This is a genomic window from Vibrio sp. V19_P1S1T109, assembly GCF_002241375.1.
Taxonomy (GTDB): Bacteria; Pseudomonadota; Gammaproteobacteria; order Enterobacterales; family Vibrionaceae; genus Vibrio; species Vibrio anguillarum.
This window is the reverse complement of sequence record NZ_NDIM01000180.1, coordinates 13,422-32,606: the sequence shown is the minus strand read 5'-3', so window position 1 is coordinate 32,606 and position 19,185 is coordinate 13,422. Positions and strand designations below refer to the sequence as shown.

Sequence of the window (19,185 nt, the reverse complement as noted above, 5' to 3'; positions counted from 1 at the left end):
CACTTATTCTTCATGCTTAATTCACCCTCCTCTGAGCCAAAAACGCATAACAAAGCACTTTGTCGTCATTAGGCTTATTTGGCTGGTTTTGGAGTTATTTTTTAATAAGTGCACACTTCAAAGCATACACAACTATAAGTTCACAAAATAACAGCTAATATCACCACTAAGTAGACTTGCATCGATCGCTTAAGCTTGTCATAAAGAACATGAGAAATAAGAGTAGGGATACAAAATGAATAAGCTGTACGTTGGATCTGAAGTTGGGCAACTGCGCCGAGTATTACTCAATCGGCCAGAGCGTGCCTTAACTCATCTCACACCGTCGAACTGTCATGAACTGTTATTTGATGATGTGCTTGCCGTAGAAGATGCAGGAAAAGAGCATGATGCCTTTGCCAACACATTGAAGGACCAAGATGTTGAAGTGCTGTTGCTGCATGATCTCTTAGTCGAAACCTTAGCCGTTGCCGATGCCAAAGCGTGGTTGCTCGATACGCAAATTTCTGATTTTCGCTATGGTCCCACTTTGGCGCGCGATCTGCGCTGCTATTTAGCTGACATGGATAACGAACACCTCGCCACTCTGCTACTCGGTGGTCTTGCTTATTCCGAACTGCCCATCCACTCCTCTTCGATGCTACCTAAAATGCATCGTCCGTTAGATTTTGTGATTGAGCCGTTGCCCAATCATCTCTTTACCCGCGATACCTCTTGCTGGGTGTATGGCGGCGTATCGCTTAATCCGATGATGAAACCAGCACGCCAACGTGAAACCAACCATTTACGCGCCATTTACCGTTGGCATCCTGTATTTTCAGGCGAGGATTTTATCAAATATTTCGGTGATGAAGATCTGCACTACGATAATGCCAATATTGAAGGGGGCGACGTACTGGTGATCGGTAAAGGTACGGTGTTGATTGGTATTTCCGAACGCACGACGGTGCAAGGGGTAGAAAATTTTGCTGCGAGTTTATTTAAACATGGGCAGGCCAAAGAGGTGATTGCCGTTAACCTGCCTAAACACCGCTCTTGTATGCATTTAGATACGGTGATGACACATATGGATGTCGACACCTTTTCTGTTTACCCCGAAATTATGCGTCATGATTTAGAAACATGGCGTTTAACGCCAAAAGGCGATGGCGGGATGAACGTCGATTCAATGCCAAGTTATGTTAATGCGATTGAACGCGCGTTAGGTTTGGACAAACTCAAAATCATCACCACTGGTGGTGATAGCTATGAGGCTGAGCGCGAGCAATGGAATGACGCCAACAACGTGCTAACGGTTAAACCCGGAGTTGTGATTGGCTACGAGCGCAATGTCTACACTAACGAGAAATACGATAAGGCGGGCATCAAAGTATTAACCATCCCCGGCAATGAACTCGGCCGAGGCCGAGGCGGCGCGCGCTGCATGAGCTGCCCGATCGAGCGAGATGATATTTAACCTTCTCAATTCAACGCAGTGAATAAAAGAGATAAAAAAGCGGCGCATCAAAACGCCGCTTTTTATTTGCTTACGCTGCGCGATACAAACCACGTCAGCTCTGAGCGAGTAACAACGTTATTCGGTGCCACCAACAGTGAGCGAATCTAGCTTAAGCGTAGGTTGCCCTACTCCAACAGGCACACTTTGTCCTGCTTTACCGCACACTCCAACGCCGCGATCAAGGCTCAAATCGTTACCCACCATCGAGACTTGTTGCATTGCCTCAATGCCAGAACCGATCAAGGTTGCACCTTTGATTGGATAAGTAATTTTTCCGTTTTCAATCATATAGGCTTCAGAGGCAGAGAACACAAATTTACCCGAGGTGATATCCACTTGGCCACCGCCAAAGTTGGGCGCATAAACGCCTTTCTTCACTGTTGAAATGATCTCTTCTGGCGTATGTTCACCCGGCAACATGTAAGTGTTGGTCATGCGCGGCATCGGTAAATGTGCGTACGATTCACGACGCCCATTACCCGTAGGGTTCACCCCCATCAAACGTGCGTTGAGTTTGTCTTGTATGTAGCCTTTCAACACGCCATTTTCAATTAAGGTGTTGTATTGACCATTGACACCTTCATCGTCGACATTGAGCGAGCCACGCAGATCTTTCAGTGTGCCATCGTCAACAATCGTACAAAGCGTTGAGGTTACTTTCTGGCCAATTTTACCGGAGAAAACAGAAGATCCTTTGCGGTTAAAATCACCTTCTAAGCCATGCCCTACCGCTTCGTGAAGCAAGACGCCCGGCCAACCAGAACCGAGCACAACAGGCATCGCGCCAGCGGGAGCTGCGACAGCTTCAAGGTTGACTAAGGCTTGTCGGATAGCTTCATCGGCAAACTGAAACGCAACTTTACGGCCATCTTGTTCGGTGAGGAAAAAGTCATAACCAAAACGACCACCACCACCAGAGCTGCCTCGCTCGCGGCGATCACCTTTTTGTGCTAACACGCTGATCGACAAACGGACCAACGGGCGGATATCGCCTGCGTAAGTCCCATCGGTTGCAGCAACTAACATCTGTTCATGCACACCACTTAAGCTCACCGAGACTTCTTGGATCAAAGGCTCTTTGGTACGAATGTAAGCATCCAGCTCTTGCAGTAATTCTGTTTTTTGCTTTTTTTCCCAACTGGCTAGTGGGTTATCCGCCGCATAATAGGCTTGATTATCGCTACGTTTAAAGGCTTGAACACAGCCACTTTTACCTTGCTGCGCAATACCTCGTGCGGCTATTGCACTCTGTTTCAAACCTTCTAATTGGATTTGATCTGAATAAGCAAAACCCGTTTTTTCACCAGTGATGGCGCGCACACCAACACCGCAATCGATATTAAATGAGCCGTCTTTAATAATGCTGTCTTCGAGCACTAAAGATTCATGCCAGCTCGACTGAAAATAGATATCGGCATAATCAATTTGACGAGTGGCAATTGTCGCTAGTGTATCCGCAATATCTTGCTCGGTTAATCCTGCAGGTTTTAATAGTGCATCTTCAATGCGGTTAATACTCATAGTTTGCTCTTATTATCTATAAACTGATTCGTGAATCGGGTGTGTGCAGCAATGGGCATTTTTTGTCGAACTTGCTCAACGTAAGCCAAGTCAATATCGGCGACTAAATTCCCCACTTGCTGGTTTAAGCTTGCAATAACCTCACCCCAAGGGCTGATGACCATCGAATGACCCCATGTCTCGCGCCCACATGGATGAAGCCCAGTTTGCCCAACCGCAACAACCCAACACTGATTCTCTATCGCTCGGGCTCTTAACAAGACTTCCCAATGTGCCTTTCCGGTCACCGCCGTAAAGGCCGCAGGAACCACTAATATCTGGGCACCCTGCATTCTTAATTGGGAATAGAGGTGCGGAAAGCGCACATCATAGCAGATGGAAAGGCCAATTTGACCAAATGGCGTCGACGCAACACTCAGCTTTGTGCCGCAGGTAAAAGTTTCCGATTCTCGATAGCGCTGGTGGCCGTCAGCAACATCTACATCAAACATGTGTAATTTGTCATAGTACGCGACAAGATCGCCATTGGCATCAAACAGCAAGGAGGTAGTCGTTACCCCAACCTCACGACGGATAGGCATACTGCCCACCAACAGCCACACCCGATGAAAGCGAGCCATAGCAGCCAATTGGCTCTGAAAAGGACCTTGTCCCAATGGCTCGGCATGTTGGTGGTACTGTTGCCGCGTACCAAACACCAGTGCATTTTCCGGCGTGACAATCCACTTCGCACCTTGCGCCACAAGTAGTGACACTTGCTGTTCGATATAGGTCAAATTCTGCGCAGGTTCAGAGCTTGACGTCATTTGAATAAGTCCAACGCTATCCATGCCTACTTCCCTATTTTTCAGTCAATTTTCTCAGTTTTTCTGGCAATTTAAACTCGCCTCGACTACGCGAAAGCTCTTTAACAACTGGTGAGTTGATTGGCCCTTTGACCTCATAATTGACTTGGGTAAAGACCTCAACCACAGGTGCAATCACGGTCGTAATAGCGAGGACATACAGCGCTGTTTGCGGCGTCACCGCAAAAGCCGTCAAGACGGGAATTCCTGATGTGATGTCTGGTACAAAATTCACCTCAGCATCAACAGTACGGCTATTGAGATCCGCTAAGCCTTTAATGGTCATTTCACCGGCAACAGCATCCATTTTGATGTTGTTGGTAACAAAAATCCCTTGCGAAATTTCACCACTGCCCGTAATTGAGTTAAAGGCCATTCCTTTATCAAACACGTCACTAAAATCGAGCTGCATTTTACGGATAATGGAATCTAAACTGAATAATCCGAGTAAACGAGCGGCACCGCTGACATCAGAAACAACCCCTTTACCCATAGTCGTCTCTATCTTGCCTTCTAAGCTGTCGATCTTCATTGACCAAGGCGCGCCATCCCATTCGGTTTGACTCGACATTTCAAATGGCGCTCTTTGGATACCAGAGCTGATGCCAAAGCGCTCCATCAAATCGCTATTATTGTCACCTTTCATGGTGAGATTCAGTTGGGTATGGCTACGCTCATCACCTTGTGCGTCTTTATTCAACGTCCAAACACCATTGATAGTCACTTGGTTTGAACCACTACTGATATCAATCTTCTTCCATTGCAAAGTATCACCTTGCCGTTGGAAGTCCATATTCATCTTGCCCACCTTGTAACCCTGCAACCAAAGATCATCAATGGCCAAAGTTAAGTTTGGCACCAATCGATGAAACTGTCGGTCAAAATCAGTAATAAGCGGCTCAGACTGGCGATCTTGATCAACCAACAGTGATTTTTTGGAGCTTTCCTCCAGCTCAGGAATGTAAACGTGCAAACGTTCAAGCGAGACGGACAAATCATAAGGTTCAATATAACTCGCTTGACCTTTTGCTTCTTGGCTCTCAAGCTGTGCGTACCAACCGAGATTTTTACGTCTGGCATTAAAATCAACATCGTGCCATTCAATTCCCGCTAGTAGAAGTGCTTTGACGTTGATGTCCACTCTCTCTGGTGGTGGGATCTCGGGAGTATTCATCTCCGCTAGAGCTGATTTTTTCTTCGGCTGAGGCTCGTTGGCCAAACTCAACCATTCATCCAAATTAAAGGTATCGCTGCGGATCTGCGCATGGTGGCCAACCACTGGACTGATTTTGAAATTGCCGCTCCCTACTATGAGATTGGTGGCTGTCAGGCGTGGTTTTTTCGATGTGATATCGATTTCAGCTTGGTATTTCGCTTGTGGTAATTGTAGGCGAGCGGTGATCGACTCTTGGTTACCCGATGCTTGCAAGTGGGCTTTGCCTGCCACGTTGAAGGCTTTTTTTAGCGGGTAAGGGTAATCACTTTCTACCATTTTTAAATCGGCTAAGGTGTCGATTTGATAAGTGAAACCGACATCATTGAGCTGAATATCAACGCCCATTTGCCAAGGAGCATGCCCTTTTAAACGGTTTAGCCAGCGCTCACCGACAAAAGGCGTCAGGGGTTTAATATCCCAGTCTCCCACCACATCAATATTCACCGCGTAACCTTGGCTGGCATTTTCACCTTTAAAATCAATCGAGATCGGTTGAGTCAGCAGATCAGCCGACAAACCAGCTGCCGTCACAACGTCATTATCAAATTCAATTTTGCCAGAGACACCCTCAAGCACCATTGGCGGTGCATCAATTTCCACGTGGTTATTATTTAAATTCGCCCAACCCCACGCTCGGGGTTCCTGCTCACTATCAAAAGGAATACGAAGCTGAAATTCAGATTGCACTTCGCCACTGACTTGGATCGCCGTTAACGCCGCTCCCACCGAATCCACTAAAGGCGTTGAGGTCATATAGTCGCGTACGGCATTGCCTTGGGCTGTTGCACTGGCTTCGATTTCGATGTGTCCACCTTCGGCTAGTTCAGGTATTCGCCCTGTGATCCGCTGAGCAGTGACATCCATTAAGGTCGCAGAGTGTGAATCAAGGTACATCGCATCGTTTTCAAACAGCAGATCGAGTTGCAAATTGGTGATCGGCGGCCACGCCGTATCAAAACTAAATTTCGCCTCTTTTAAACCAACCCAAGCTTGGAATACGCCATTGTTTTGTTGGTAGGGAAAATCGCCAAGTTCACCATACCAAAGCAGTTTAGCGGTGTTGGCTTTACCGCCTTGAATCGCAGTAGAGAGATAGTCTGTTAACTTGCGCCCCAATGCTAAGGTGGGCAAATAACGCCAAGTTTCACCTGCATTGTATAAGTCCGCTTCCGCATAAAATGAAAGTAAAGGGCTGCGTTTTTCAGGAAAATCGAGACGAAATGATCCAAGCACTTGTAAGTCAGGCGTCGCCGCAGTCACTTTACTGGCCCACAATGACCAGCCATCGTCTTGCTTTTGCCACACAACATCGGCTTCACCTTGACGAATATTCAATGGTGCTTGGAAAACATCACCATAAGGTAACACGTCATCAATCAGCGTTACTTTGGCGCGGGCACTCTCCATGCTACCTGCAATGGAGGCTTTGAGATGGTGTACTTGTGGCAATAACTGCCATTGCGCCATGGCGCCATCACTGAGTTCAGCCGAATAACGAAGCGATTGCAGGCTATCTCCTTTGCTGAGCCGAATATCTTCTAAGGTGCCCCCAAAATCCAATTGCTGCAAAAGCTCGTTCGTTTTGCTGGAATCGGGCATCATTTTCACAAAGGGAAGCAAAGTTTTTATGTCCAACTGCGACAAGTTCAAACGCCATTGCGTCGGTTGCCATTCAAACGCGACATCAAGTTTAGGCCACACTTCGTCATCCGTGCGCAACTGAAGTGAGTAAGCGTTAACTTGCCATCCTTGTTCAATAGGTAACAGTTTGATGATTCCCGACTCTAACAACAGTTCATGCTGACGCTCTTCACCCCAAACCAGTTCAGAGGGCTTAAGTTCGACATAGCCATCTTTGGGTTGGTTATGTTCTAAGGTCAGCCAGGCATTAAAACTCACCTGTCCTTTCTTAATGCCGGTTTCGTCTTTGAGATAACGAGTCAACCACGGGTTTATTTTGATATTGTCAGCGCTAACATAGAAGCGACCTGAAATATCGCGTAGTGAACCATGATCTTCAAAGTTAGCACTCACTAACAGAGAGTTAATACTGGTATCAGCGATACTCACCACGCCTTCAGCTTTATGTTGCTGAGCGTTATTTTTCCACCGAAGACGTTCAATATCTAACTGGCGAATCTCCCCCGCGACAGATTGATAGAAAACCGTCGAGTCGAGTAGCGCAAAATCATCCAATTGCCGCAACAGTAGGTTGTCTAAACGTTGAATGACATTGCCTTGTGTGCGGCTCTGTTGGTTATCTTCAGCCTGTAGATCAAGCCAGTTTACCGAGCGAATATCCAATTTGAGTTGATGAATACTGAGATCCGCGACCACAGGTTGCATTTGCAGTATTGACTGAATGAGGTCAAATTCAACATCGATTTGTTGCGCAGAAAAGTGAATTTGCGATCCATCAGGTAGCTTTGCTTTTAGCCCCTTAAGTGCAATTGACGGGTGAGTATTACGCCAAAAACCAGTGACCTCACTTAATTCAAATTCAAAACCTGAATTTTGGTTAATCAACGTTTGTATTTCGCCTTGGAAACGATTCATTTGTGGCAAAAACACACGCAAGGTGGTGACAGCAACAGCCAGCACCACTAGCACGCTAACGATAAACCACAATACTATTCGCCAAAGGCGCGTAAAAGTTGAGATCACAAAAGCCCTACTACATCATCACAACGTCAAATTGTTCTTGAATATAAAGTGGCTCCGCTTGGATGCGCACTTCTTTTCCAATAAACACTTCCAACTCAGCAAGAGCATGAGACTCATCACCTTGCAAGGTTTCTGCCACCGCAGGGGATGCGTAAACCACAAATTTATCCGCATCGTAAGCACGGTTGACACGCGTGATTTCACGTAAGATTTCGAAACAGACGGTTTCAACGGTTTTCACACTGCCGCGGCCTTCACAGGTTGGACAACTCGAACATAACACGTGTTCAATACTTTCACGGGTGCGCTTACGCGTCATCTCCACCAAGCCTAACTGCGTAAAACCATTAATATTCGTTTTGACGCGATCTTTAACCAGGGCGGCATCTAAGGAGTTGAGCACTCGCTTACGGTGCTCTTCAGACATCATATCGATAAAATCAATAATGATGATGCCCCCTAAGTTGCGCAAACGTAACTGACGGGCAATGGCTTGGGTCGCTTCAACATTGGTATTAAAAATGGTTTCTTCGAGGTTACGACGGCCAACAAACGCGCCAGTATTGATATCAATCGTGGTCATGGCTTCGGTTTGGTCGATGATAAGGTATCCACCAGACTTGAGCTCCACTTTACGCTCGAGAGAACGCTGAACCTCGTTTTCGGTGTCGTACATATCAAAAATAGGCTTGTCACCTTCATACAGTTCAAGCTTATCGGTTAACTCAGGCACAAACTCTGACGTGAACTCTTTGAGGTTCTCAAATTCAAGGCGCGAATCGACTAAGATCCGCGTCAAATCGGTGCCGACAAAATCTCGTAAAATACGCTGAGCTAAACCCAATTCGCCATACAGTGTCGAGCGTGTTTTGTATTTAACTCGACGCTCCAACACTTTCAGCCATAGCCGTTTAAGAAAGGCGGCATCTTGTGAAAGCTCTTTCTCATCAGCCCCTTCAGCGGCGGTGCGAATAATGAACCCACCGTGCTCATCACAATAATGAGCCACGACTTTTTTGAGACGATCACGCTCTGATTCACTTTCAATGCGTTGTGAGACACCAACATGACTTGCGCCGGGCATAAAAACGAGATAGCGCGAAGGTAGGGTAATATCTGTCGTTAAACGGGCGCCTTTAGTGCCTAATGGATCTTTGACCACTTGCACCACGATATCTTGGCCTTGACGAACTAGCTCTGAAATATCACGAACTTGAAACTGCTGTTTTTCGTTCTCAGCCACACATTCAGTATGAGGAACAATGTCAGAAGCGTGAAGAAAAGCGGCCTTGTCTAAACCAATATCGACAAAGGCGGCCTGCATTCCTGGAAGGACTCGGCTGACTTTTCCTTTGTAAATATTGCCCACAATGCCGCGTTTCGCTTCTCGCTCAATGTGGACCTCTTGAAGAACTCCGCCTTCAATCATCGCCACTCGAGTTTCACTCGGGGTGACGTTTAGTAGCAACTCTGCACTCATGAGTACACCTCAATGTTTTTAATTATATAAATTCGTGCAAGAGCTGGTCAGTTTCGAATAATGGTAATCCTACAACAGCGTAATAGCTGCCTTCGATCTTCGTTACAAATCGTCCACCCAATCCTTGAATGCCATAACTGCCAGCCTTATCGCAAGGTTCACCCGATTGCCAATATTGTTCTATTTCTTCATCTGACAAAGGTTTAAACCATACATCCGTCGTTACCACGACGGATTTAGAATGATCATGTGTTGCTACGGTTACGGCCGTCATCACTTGATGTTTTGTACCAGATAAGCTGCGTAACATCTGTTGTGCTTGAGCAAAATCAGCAGGTTTTTCAAGTACTGTTTCACCTTGCACGACTATGGTATCAGACCCAATAACTATCGAAGCAGGGTTGGATAAAGCAACACCAGCCAGTGCTTTATCACGTGATAAACGTTCAACATACACTGCTGGGGCTTCATGCTCATTACGGCACTCTTCAACGTTGGGTACCACAATATCAAACTGATAACCCAGTTGAGTCAGTAACTCTCGTCTTCTTGGCGAACCAGAAGCTAATACAATTTTTTTATTCATCATCTAAGGTGCCAGTGGCGTCGCACACGACGAAGCAGTAGGAACATCCAAGGCCATAATATGCAATTGATCATACCAACCCATAGCGAGAGCGGGTTAAATGTCACATCTTGAATTAAATATTCGCCGCAGAAGATCAGCACTTCAAGCAACATAGATAACACGCCAATAATTACGGCTTGTTGCCATAACGCCATATTACGCAGCACTAAGAAGTTAATCGCCACTAAGTAGACAACAATGGCCATCATCATGCCACGAATGCCCAATGTTGAACCAAGCAGCAGATCCCATAACAAACCAAGGATCAAAGCCGACCCTACGTTGACTCGATGCGGCAACGCTAAAACCCAATAGCATGTCACCAGCAGTAACCACGATGGGCGCAATAGATCCAGCTCACCCGGCCAAGGGATAGTTTGTAAAACCAGAGCAAAGAGAAAGGATGCACCAATCACCAATTTACTTTTCACGACACTACTGGCCATCGGTTGCTTCCTCTAACATTTTCTCTGGCGTAACTTGCAATACTTTCTGCTGCCTATCTTCGTTAGGCCAGATCAACAGCAAATAGCGTAGACGATCAAAATCCACCACGGGATCGGCGGTGATCGACGCAAATTCACGCTGGGTATCTTTGTCGACCACCGAAACGTGTGCGACAGGATAACCTTCAGGATATACGCCCCCTAAACCTGATGTGACGAGCAAGTCACCCACTTCAATATCAGTGCTGGTGGGAATGTGTTCCAATTGAATACGATCCACCTGACCATTCCCTGAAGCAATCACTCGAATATCATTACGGATAATTTGCACTGGAATCGCACTATTGGTGTCAGTCAGCAACAACACCCGGCTGTTATGCGCCGCCACAAAAGTCACTTGACCAACAATACCTTTATCGTTGATAACGGGTTGCCCTTCGTAAACGCCATCCGTTCGCCCTTTATCAATCACAACTTGGTGACGATAAGGTGAGGTATCGACCGCCATCACCTCAGTGACAACCTTCTTTTCATCACGAACAAAAGAAGATCCAAGCAATTTACGTAATCGTTGGTTCTCTTCGCGGTATTGATCAAACAAGATCAAATCACTTTTCAAGGTGATCGCTTCTCGTTTTAAACGTTGATTCGATTCAATCAGTTTTTGATGAGTGGCGAATCGCTCATACAGATCATCAAACATGCTGCGCGGTAAATCCGCCATGTATTGAATGGGAGCCACTAAGCTATTAAGAAAAAAACGAACGTTGGAAAAAGCACCTAAACGACTATCAGCCAGCATAAGACTGGCTGATAAAATCACGGCAAAAAAGAGACGTAGCTGAAGAGATGGTCCTCGACCAAATATTGGCTTCATTCTATAAAAATCCTAGATGTCATGATGGGAGCTTTACGGCTCCCAAAGCCATTATTCTTCGCTAAATAGGTCGCCACCGTGCATATCGATCATTTCCAACGCTTTACCGCCACCAAGGGCAACACAGGTTAGAGGATTATCGGCAACCACGACTGGTATTCCCGTTTCTTCGGTCAAGAGGCGGTCGATATCTTTGAGCAGCGCTCCACCACCGGTTAATACCATACCATTTTCTGAGATATCAGAAGCAAGCTCTGGCGGGCACTGTTCAAGCGCAACCATCACCGCAGAAACAATACCGGAAAGCGGTTCTTGCAGTGCTTCTAAGATTTCATTGGAGTTAAGAGTAAAGCTACGAGGAACCCCTTCAGCAAGGTTACGACCACGAACTTCAATCTCCATCACTTCATCGCCGGGGTAAGCCGAGCCAATTTCATGTTTGATTTTCTCTGCGGTCGCTTCACCGATTAAGCTGCCGTAGTTACGACGCACATAATTGATGATCGCTTCATCAAAACGGTCACCGCCGATACGCACAGAGGAAGAATAAACCACACCATTCAAGGAAATAACGGCGACTTCAGTCGTACCACCACCGATATCGACCACCATTGAACCCGTTGGTTCAGAAACACGCAGACCAGCACCGATGGCCGCCGCCATAGGCTCATCAATCAAATACACTTCACGCGCGCCAGCACCAAGTGCTGATTCACGAATCGCACGGCGTTCAACTTGGGTGGAGCCACAAGGCACACACACCAGAACGCGAGGGCTTGGTTTGAGTACACTGTTGTCATGCACCTGCTTGATGAAGTGTTGCAACATTTTTTCGGTCACGTAGAAATCCGCAATCACGCCGTCTTTCATAGGACGAATTGCAGAAATATTCCCCGGCGTACGACCAAGCATCTGCTTAGCGGCATGACCGACAGCAGCAACGCTTTTTCCACCACGACCTTTATCTTGGCGAATAGCAACAACGGAAGGCTCGTCGAGGACAATACCTTGTCCTTTAACGTATATAAGAGTATTGGCGGTACCTAAATCGATCGATAGATCGTTGGAAAACATGCCACGCAGTTTTTTGAACATATTCTTCGCTCGTCCTGCAAGAATTAGAAGATAGAAAATTGCACTAAATGTACCAATGCCTTGCGATCACAGCAAGGCGTTGACGCATAAACATGGACTGAAACACGCAATTTCTAACAGATTCCTAACTTAGGTAGAAAAATCTTCATGAATTTGTGTGAATTATCCGGTTAATTTTTTTCACGCCACCAGATTACCCGGTCGCTGCCTCGGTACAATCCAAACTGTACTCGGCCTGAGATACTGTCTTCAAAGCTATCATTAGAATCAGCATCAACACGTAACCAAGGTAACAAAGTTGAAAGATTGTAGCTGTTCACGACAACACCAGTATTCGCCGAACCTGGCGGAGTATAATCCACACTGCTCTCTCCAGAACTTAAATCACCAGCCAATGTCACTTTTACTTCTGGCGGTATCGGTGTGCCATTTTTCAGCACAGTAAAATCAGAGGAATTGAAAACAAAATCATCAATTGTGGGGAGACTGGTACAACTGTCAGCTTTATTTAAAACAAAGCTATTTGAGGTGAAGTATTCACTGGTAATCGCTTGACTTAAGCCACTCGTTTCTGGGCCATAAGTGTCGTGGATCACCAGTTTTCCCCAGCGCTGATTCTGACTCTCTGAAGATGGAAAATCATAGCCAATACACCCCGAACCAGCGCTGGTTTGATAACACACACCGTCTAAATCTTTCGTATCATCAATTGAGAGGTGTAAAATCACTCCCTCAGCGATAGGCTCTACCGGAGCGTAAGGCTTGTCATAGCGAATTTGAGCATTTTCAAGCCGAGCAATAAAGTTACTTGCATCAATCACCACACTTCCCGGCCAAGCAAATCCCTCTTGCGGGTTTAATAATCCCGGTGTTTCAGTATCAGTGATATTAAAACCTGAACTTTGCGCTGAAAAATTTCGATAGAGCCAAGGATTACTGTATCGCCACCAGCTACCAATCTTATAATTCTCCGTCTCACCTTCGTCATTAGTACCCAATTCATCGTAAAATCGCCCTGCTACCGCAACTTCAGGTAACCGATCAAATTTCATTGCCTGCCCCAAATAAGTGAAAGTACTACATGCTTGAGAAAAACTAGGAGTATTATCCTCTAGGTGTGAATAATCGGGAGTAAATAGGTGTAAATAATAGGGAGTAAAACGACCGATAGACCCCGTTGAGGCAACCGAGATCGGCAAATTAGCCGCAGTTAAATCTAAGCCAAGATAGGATGTGGGCGGGACTAATAAAAAATCAAACACACCAACTTCAGTCACACTCTGTTGAACGGTTGTAACCTCTCCCAGCTCATGATCGTAATTCAGTGTACCAATAGAACCAGCAGAACCACTAGCTGGCTCTCTCAGTACATGATCCAGAGTTATTGATTGCTGTTGGTAATTAGTTAAACCCAAATTATTGGTAAAATCATTATCTTCATTGGGCTCAGCCGCAACTGCTTTAATATTGAGATCAAAAACCTCTCCAGCTCTGGCAAATACAGTACAACTGGTATCCGCACTTAAGCATTGCCCATCAGGTGGAGTGGCGTCAAATCGCTTATCCGTTCTTAACACCAACGCACGAGGAACTCGTATAAAAGTCGTTTGACCTGTTAGTTGCAAATCCTGCTCATCACCACTCCCAGTTAAACGAGCATTCAAAGCAAGGCTACCAGCCTCACGATAGGATACGTTAATGCTCGCCTCACCATTTTGGTTGAAATTGAGCACCACTGGCGTCGCAGTAGTGGATGACTGCCCTACCGTCACACTATTCACACCAACCGATAAAGCGCTAAAACCTTGCCCCCCATTAGGGCTCAAGTAATCACTCCAAAAGGAAACGGGTTTCTGTACATTTTGAAAACTAGGCAAACACAGTTGTGAAGCGTTATCTTTTCGTACCGCTTTAATGGTCCCAGTTACCGATTGATTGGCGTAGGAATTGGGTACATCCAAAATGAAGCCACTGTCAGCAAAGTTCATCGTGCAGTTACTGGTCAAAAAGGGGCCAGCATTCCCATTGTGGCTGCATAAAGTGTTATTGAAAGACATAGCCGTGGGAACGGAACCAGAAACATCAACGGTGACATTACCTGCGCTGTTACGCCTAAGTTGGGTGTTACCAACCCCATTACTAAATGAGATAGTTGAACCATTCACCCAACCGCCCGTTGCACTAGGTAGAGAGTTAGGGACTAAATAAGCAATAACCGGATCGGTAAATAAGTTATTGCAACTTTCATCGGCACACGCCGTCACAGACACGTCAGAAGCTGCACAAGTTAAACCTTGTGCAGGCAAAGAGATGCGAAAGTGATTAATTTGCTCGCCAACTGGACGAGAATTGAGCGCACAGACTTCGAAATTATCAATTTCATGGTTATTAGTCGAAGAGCCTGTAGAACCTGTAATGGACATAAACAGATCCGTAGGAACATTTTGTTGCGCCGCAAATGACATCACATCAACTGGCCCAATTAAAGTTTTCCAACTGGCAGTGCCAACTTTACGGCTTACGGTCACCAGCGACGTTGAAGCTTGAGTTGAGTCAATAACAATTCGGTAGCGGTGCTGAGGATTACCATTGGTATTATCTACCCTCGGATTTAGGCAATCTCCATTGGTATTGGTTGTGCCGTTATTACACGTGCCTGCTAAATAGTTATAACCGCTATAGCCGGAACCAGAACCTCTTAATACAACAGCTTGCCGCCTGCGGCCTGGGCCATTCCCGCCACCTTCGATCGAATAGTTACCATATTCATCCAATCCAATGCCTAACCAGCCGCCCGCAAATCCGGGTTTTTGCTCATTGACTTTATAACCAAAACCTAAAGGCCCACCAAATGCCCCAACTTGAGGAGTGACAGAGGCATCAGAAAAGACAATCGCCACCCCATCTGCGCCATTACCACCATAAGCAAAATAGTCAAATTCAACCTCTACACGGTTCCCTGCCGCTGGGAAAATGCGTTGGAATGTTGAGGCTGTGGCTTGGTTTTGCACCGCTTGTGTTAATCGCATGCGATTATTGGTGATTGAAGGCGTAAAGTTGCCACTGCTACTGAATACTCGCCACTGCTCATCCAACGGCTGACTTTGGAAATCATCGCTAAAGCATTGCAACCCAGAGCTTTGGCACAAATGGCGCTCGTTATACAAATCCAGAATCTGACCATCAGTTAGTGCTTGATTATAAATAGCCACTTCATCAAGCCTTCCAGAAAAACTTCGGCTATCGGAATTATAATCTCGACCAATCTCCAAATTCAGAGTATTGGTTTTTAGCGGTTGGTTATCATTGCTCCTCGCAGCAACCACACCATTAATATAGATTTTTTGTCGCTCATTACCATTGGCTGAACGGTTATAACGAATGGTGATATGAGTCCAAGTATTTAGCGGAATAACATCGGATGTGGTTAGTGTATTAGCACCGCCAGAACTTCTCTCCCAGTACCAGAAAACTCGCCCTTGGCTATTAAGGTGGAATTCGTAGTTAGTATCTTTCGCCACTATGGTATGCAAGCCACCATTCGGCGGTCGGCTGACGGGGTACACCCACGCAGATATCGTTAGCTGGTCCGAGAAAGATAACTGGCTATCATGAGCCACTTGTACATATTGGTTTTGGTTGGCAACAAACTCGCCATAACCACAAGTACCGTAATTATTAATATTGGCGGGTAGCGCCGGTGATTGAGAGCTGGTAAGCGCACCATTCATTGCGCGGCCGTTAAGAGAAGAGCCAAACGCATTCTTGACTTCATTGACAGCCCCACTCCATTGCACTTCATCAAAATGATAGCGCGCTACAGGAGAGGGATCACAAGCATTCAATGGATTAGATATGGGGGAACATGTACCAGTAATTGAACTATTGTTGACATTAACTTGGCCACCAGCATTATTGGTTGCCGCATTAAAATCACCATAAGCCGTTGAGTCATTTAAGGTAATATCGTTAGAGGTAGTACTAATACTGACCTGAGAATCAGGCCTTCCTAGCTGGCTATTGTTTGCCGTGAAATGACTTGCCCCTGATACTGAACCGGAAGTCATATCCACCGAATTAAACGTCACAGAGTTATTAGAGGTCATCGTAATATTGCCGCTATACACACTTCCTGTAATGACAATGCCTGATTGCGCCGTAATATTACCAACCACGTTTGATCCAGTAATAACAACCGTTTTATTATTACTGGTTAAATTACCCTGCACGCTACCACCGTTGATAGTGACGTTTCCTCCCGTCGTAACATTACCAATCAAATTGGTGTTATTGAAAGTTACGTTGCTGCTGTTGGCTGAAACATCCCCATAAATCGTATTTTGAGAGCCTTGGCTGGCTATCGCTCCATAGTTGGCTTGCAGGCTTATCCTATTTGATGCGTTACCCACTTGGTTATTAATCAAATAAAAACCGTCATTGGCGATCAGTGTTGAGTCAACATCGGCGACAATCACATCACCATCATTTAACGTCACTTGACCATTACCGCTACAGGTATAAGTGTTGCCAGATTTTTGCCACGAGGTATTACAAGGAGGATATTGATTATTGGATAAATTATATTGTTGGGCACAAACCCCACCGCTCATGAGCAGTAAGCTAATCAGCCATTTATAGTGGATCACTTTTTCACCCCCACTTCAATAACTCGCTGCAACGTCCAATCACCAGACTGACAGCGCCCGGTTGAAGTCAGTTGATAGACAGTACGGCCATCATCCATTGTACCCACCAAATTACATTTAACCTGTGCGCTACATTGTGCTAATCCTTCACCTTCAAACGTGAGTGATTGTACAGAATGAGTATGGCAACTGCCGTCGGTTGTCGTTTGATAAAAACGACTCAGTTCAACGTTGATCGCCGATCGCGCCGCCATTTCAGCCCTTGTCCCTAACACCATCGAAACCAATTGCTGGCTATTGCGCTGTTGATTACGGTTCGCGACCGATGCAACAAAGCCGACCACCAGAATGATAAAGATGACCAATACTAAGCCGCTGCCTTGCTGTTTACGGCGTGTTGTAGATAAGCGCATCATGGTCAAACTTTACCTCCTCGCCGCGGTCGGAAAATGTCAGTTCAATTTTCACTAAGCCGTTGCGTTGTAGCTCTGGCTGTGTGACGTGAAAATTAGCTTGGCTAATGTTTTCAGCCATCAATACTGGAGTGCCAAGCTGCTCAGGGCTGAGCGCACTGCGATTAAGCGTGTAATCCGCGTAACGATAAATACGACTGTTCTGATAACAAAAAGCCACTGGCGTGCGATAAAAATAGACTCGCTTAGCTGGCGATTGAATTACAAAACCAGTCGGTTGTGTCAAGGTTACATCGACCATGCTTGTGTTGTTGGGTGATGTAAAATCCACATCTGCGTTTACTTGCGCTGTTTGTCCGCTTGCACTTGGCGTTTGGCGTAGCGAAGCGGCGTTGGTTGGGAACACGACTAGACGATCGCCATTGAGTACCTTTTTGTCGATCGGCAATAAACGCACCGCAGCCGAAGGCGATTGCACGGTTGGCAGGTCGCTGTAGATCGCGCTGTCAGTGATCGGTAAAAACTCAATGCAACCATTTTCTACCATCACGCTGTTTGGTACCGCTTCACGCAGTTCTCGGCTCAGCCGCTCAGTAACAAAGCGCCCTTGTTGGATCAAAGCTTCACGGGCGGTGGTATCAACATAAATACCCATACTTTGGCGGATCACAGAGCCTAAAAATAGCCCGACTACCGACAACAGAATAATCGCAATCACCATTTCAATCAGGGTAAAACCACGCATCAGAAATTGCCCTTAATCGCCGCAAAGGGGTAGCGGTTGCCCTTCGGGTCAATGATCACCACAGATACCCGTTTATAGTGAGTCAGTTGGTTAGCGTTCACTCCGCTTAGTTGCCCACCATTGTCCTGCTCATAAAATACTTGAATCTCAACGTTATAACGTTGGTAATCAGCACTGATATCAATGCCTAATACATCTTTAACCGATCCCGTTAGGCCATGGAAATCATCCACATCGTTGTACAACGTATTATTGGTTTCACTAGGTTCGGGACCAAGTTGCGCAATGGACGTACACATTGTTCGTCCTGATGCTGTCACTAATACACACTCAGGCACTCCACCATTAGGGCCGGAGTTTTCGTCAAAGGCTCGGCCCATTACTTCATCCATAACCGCGCGGCCTAACTCGGCGGCTTTTACAGCCAGCACCTGTTCAGCACTTTGCTGCGAGCGAGGATAAAGCGCGGCCGTGATGCCTGTCATCGCTATTGCCGTTACCGTGATAACGATGATCATCTCAATGAGAGTAAACCCGCGCGGCGCGTTAACACGCATAAATGTACCCCTCGCTATTGATGCACACTTGGCGAGATTCACCCGATTGCAGATTATTTAAGGTAACGGTGCAGTTTGCCGTTAAGCACTGCGCGGCGTGACCTAAACTATCAAAATCTAAAAAATGGCTACCATCATTATTGGTTAACGTCAGGGTGATATCGTTCGCCGCAGCATCGACAAAACTGCTGTCTGCCAGCGTACTTGGTAGTGAAGTGGTGCAAGCACCAGCAGAAACGGAAGGAGATACTTGCTGTGCTTGATTATTGCTGACCAACCAGCGATTACAGAGGTCGGTGCGCTGCATGGCGCGGCTTTGGGTTAAACGCAATGAGGCCAACACTTCGCTTTGTGTGGTCACGCTTGAAAAGGAGGAGATGCCGGTATAACGGCTTGCAGCGTACACAGCAACAATGCCCAGCAGCACAATAACCACGACCAGCTCGATCAACGTAAAACCACGCCGCGCTGCTAAATGTTGCTGCATTTTATACCTCTAGCGAAAAAACAAGTGCTTAAAGTATATAAGAAACTTCCGTAGTGGGCTTAAGTTT

14 protein-coding genes are annotated in these 19,185 nt (G+C 46.2%); 1 reads left to right on the top strand and 13 read right to left on the bottom strand.

From position 1 onward, the window contains the following. Positions 1-235 precede the first annotated feature (235 nt). Positions 236-1,456, top strand: a complete 1,221-nt coding sequence (gene arcA, locus B9J87_RS08610) for an arginine deiminase (protein ID WP_094150235.1) — start codon at positions 236-238, stop codon at positions 1,454-1,456. A gap of 117 nt (positions 1,457-1,573) precedes the next feature. On the opposite strand, the gene tldD is transcribed toward arcA, so the two are convergent. The 13 genes from tldD to B9J87_RS08545 all read right to left on the bottom strand — a co-directional run bounded on the left by tldD (position 1,574) and on the right by B9J87_RS08545 (position 19,118). Beyond that, a complete protein-coding gene (gene tldD / locus B9J87_RS08605; protein WP_013857867.1) occupies positions 1,574-3,019 on the bottom strand; it encodes a metalloprotease TldD in 1,446 nt (481 codons plus the stop codon). Beyond that, positions 3,016-3,849, bottom strand: coding sequence for a carbon-nitrogen hydrolase family protein (locus B9J87_RS08600; RefSeq protein ID WP_094150233.1), 834 nt, complete (start codon positions 3,847-3,849; stop codon positions 3,016-3,018). The genes tldD and B9J87_RS08600 overlap by 4 nt, the downstream gene beginning before the upstream one ends. Before the next feature lie 10 nt (positions 3,850-3,859). Then, positions 3,860-7,744 carry a YhdP family protein gene (locus B9J87_RS08595; protein WP_094150230.1) on the bottom strand — a complete coding sequence of 1,295 codons (3,885 nt, stop codon included), beginning with the start codon at positions 7,742-7,744 and terminating at the stop codon, positions 3,860-3,862. A 10-nt stretch (positions 7,745-7,754) separates the two neighbouring features. Next, on the bottom strand, positions 7,755-9,224 hold the full coding sequence (rng, locus tag B9J87_RS08590; protein WP_017047090.1) for a ribonuclease G: 1,470 nt from the start codon (positions 9,222-9,224) through the stop codon (positions 7,755-7,757). A gap of 22 nt (positions 9,225-9,246) precedes the next feature. After that, positions 9,247-9,813, bottom strand: a complete 567-nt coding sequence (locus tag B9J87_RS08585) for a Maf family protein (protein ID WP_026027832.1) — start codon at positions 9,811-9,813, stop codon at positions 9,247-9,249. Further along, on the bottom strand, positions 9,810-10,298 hold the full coding sequence (mreD, locus tag B9J87_RS08580; RefSeq protein ID WP_013857872.1) for a rod shape-determining protein MreD: 489 nt from the start codon (positions 10,296-10,298) through the stop codon (positions 9,810-9,812). The genes B9J87_RS08585 and mreD overlap by 4 nt, the downstream gene beginning before the upstream one ends. Further along, positions 10,288-11,175 carry a rod shape-determining protein MreC gene (gene mreC, locus B9J87_RS08575; protein WP_013857873.1) on the bottom strand — a complete coding sequence of 296 codons (888 nt, stop codon included), beginning with the start codon at positions 11,173-11,175 and terminating at the stop codon, positions 10,288-10,290. The genes mreD and mreC overlap by 11 nt, the downstream gene beginning before the upstream one ends. A gap of 51 nt (positions 11,176-11,226) precedes the next feature. Next, on the bottom strand, positions 11,227-12,270 hold the full coding sequence (locus B9J87_RS08570; protein ID WP_013857874.1) for a rod shape-determining protein: 1,044 nt from the start codon (positions 12,268-12,270) through the stop codon (positions 11,227-11,229). 170 nt (positions 12,271-12,440) lie between these two features. After that, the gene (locus B9J87_RS08565) at positions 12,441-16,916 is read right to left on the bottom strand and encodes a DUF6701 domain-containing protein (protein ID WP_094150228.1); all 4,476 of its coding nucleotides are present in this window, start codon (positions 16,914-16,916) and stop codon (positions 12,441-12,443) included. After that, positions 16,913-17,332: an MSHA biogenesis protein MshP gene (locus tag B9J87_RS08560; RefSeq protein WP_094150224.1), complete on the bottom strand. Its 420-nt coding sequence runs from the start codon at positions 17,330-17,332 to the stop codon at positions 16,913-16,915. Before B9J87_RS08560 ends, B9J87_RS08565 begins: the two co-directional genes overlap by 4 nt. Beyond that, positions 17,304-18,074: a PilW family protein gene (locus tag B9J87_RS08555; protein ID WP_094150222.1), complete on the bottom strand. Its 771-nt coding sequence runs from the start codon at positions 18,072-18,074 to the stop codon at positions 17,304-17,306. Before B9J87_RS08555 ends, B9J87_RS08560 begins: the two co-directional genes overlap by 29 nt. Further along, entirely contained in the window at positions 18,074-18,631 is a 558-nt protein-coding gene (locus B9J87_RS08550; protein WP_176429504.1) for a type IV pilus modification PilV family protein, read from the bottom strand. Before B9J87_RS08550 ends, B9J87_RS08555 begins: the two co-directional genes overlap by 1 nt. Beyond that, entirely contained in the window at positions 18,621-19,118 is a 498-nt protein-coding gene (locus B9J87_RS08545) for a prepilin-type N-terminal cleavage/methylation domain-containing protein (protein WP_094150215.1), read from the bottom strand. Before B9J87_RS08545 ends, B9J87_RS08550 begins: the two co-directional genes overlap by 11 nt. Positions 19,119-19,185 lie beyond the last annotated feature (67 nt).

Excerpts from the sequence above, each read along its gene's own strand:
- B9J87_RS08600 (WP_094150233.1), bottom strand. The coding sequence starts at position 3,849 with ATGGATAGCGTTGGACTTATTCAAATGACGTCAAGCTCTGAACCTGCG.
- rng (WP_017047090.1), bottom strand. The coding sequence starts at position 9,224 with ATGAGTGCAGAGTTGCTACTAAACGTCACCCCGAGTGAAACTCGAGTG.
- B9J87_RS08560 (WP_094150224.1), bottom strand. The coding sequence starts at position 17,332 with ATGATGCGCTTATCTACAACACGCCGTAAACAGCAAGGCAGCGGCTTA.
- B9J87_RS08550 (WP_176429504.1), bottom strand. The coding sequence starts at position 18,631 with ATGCGTGTTAACGCGCCGCGCGGGTTTACTCTCATTGAGATGATCATC.
- B9J87_RS08545 (WP_094150215.1), bottom strand. The coding sequence starts at position 19,118 with ATGCAGCAACATTTAGCAGCGCGGCGTGGTTTTACGTTGATCGAGCTG.
- tldD (WP_013857867.1), bottom strand. The coding sequence starts at position 3,019 with ATGAGTATTAACCGCATTGAAGATGCACTATTAAAACCTGCAGGATTA.
- B9J87_RS08585 (WP_026027832.1), bottom strand. The coding sequence starts at position 9,813 with ATGATGAATAAAAAAATTGTATTAGCTTCTGGTTCGCCAAGAAGACGA.
- arcA (WP_094150235.1), top strand. The coding sequence starts at position 236 with ATGAATAAGCTGTACGTTGGATCTGAAGTTGGGCAACTGCGCCGAGTA.
- B9J87_RS08555 (WP_094150222.1), bottom strand. The coding sequence starts at position 18,074 with ATGCGTGGTTTTACCCTGATTGAAATGGTGATTGCGATTATTCTGTTG.
- B9J87_RS08570 (WP_013857874.1), bottom strand. The coding sequence starts at position 12,270 with ATGTTCAAAAAACTGCGTGGCATGTTTTCCAACGATCTATCGATCGAT.
- mreC (WP_013857873.1), bottom strand. The coding sequence starts at position 11,175 with ATGAAGCCAATATTTGGTCGAGGACCATCTCTTCAGCTACGTCTCTTT.
- mreD (WP_013857872.1), bottom strand. The coding sequence starts at position 10,298 with ATGGCCAGTAGTGTCGTGAAAAGTAAATTGGTGATTGGTGCATCCTTT.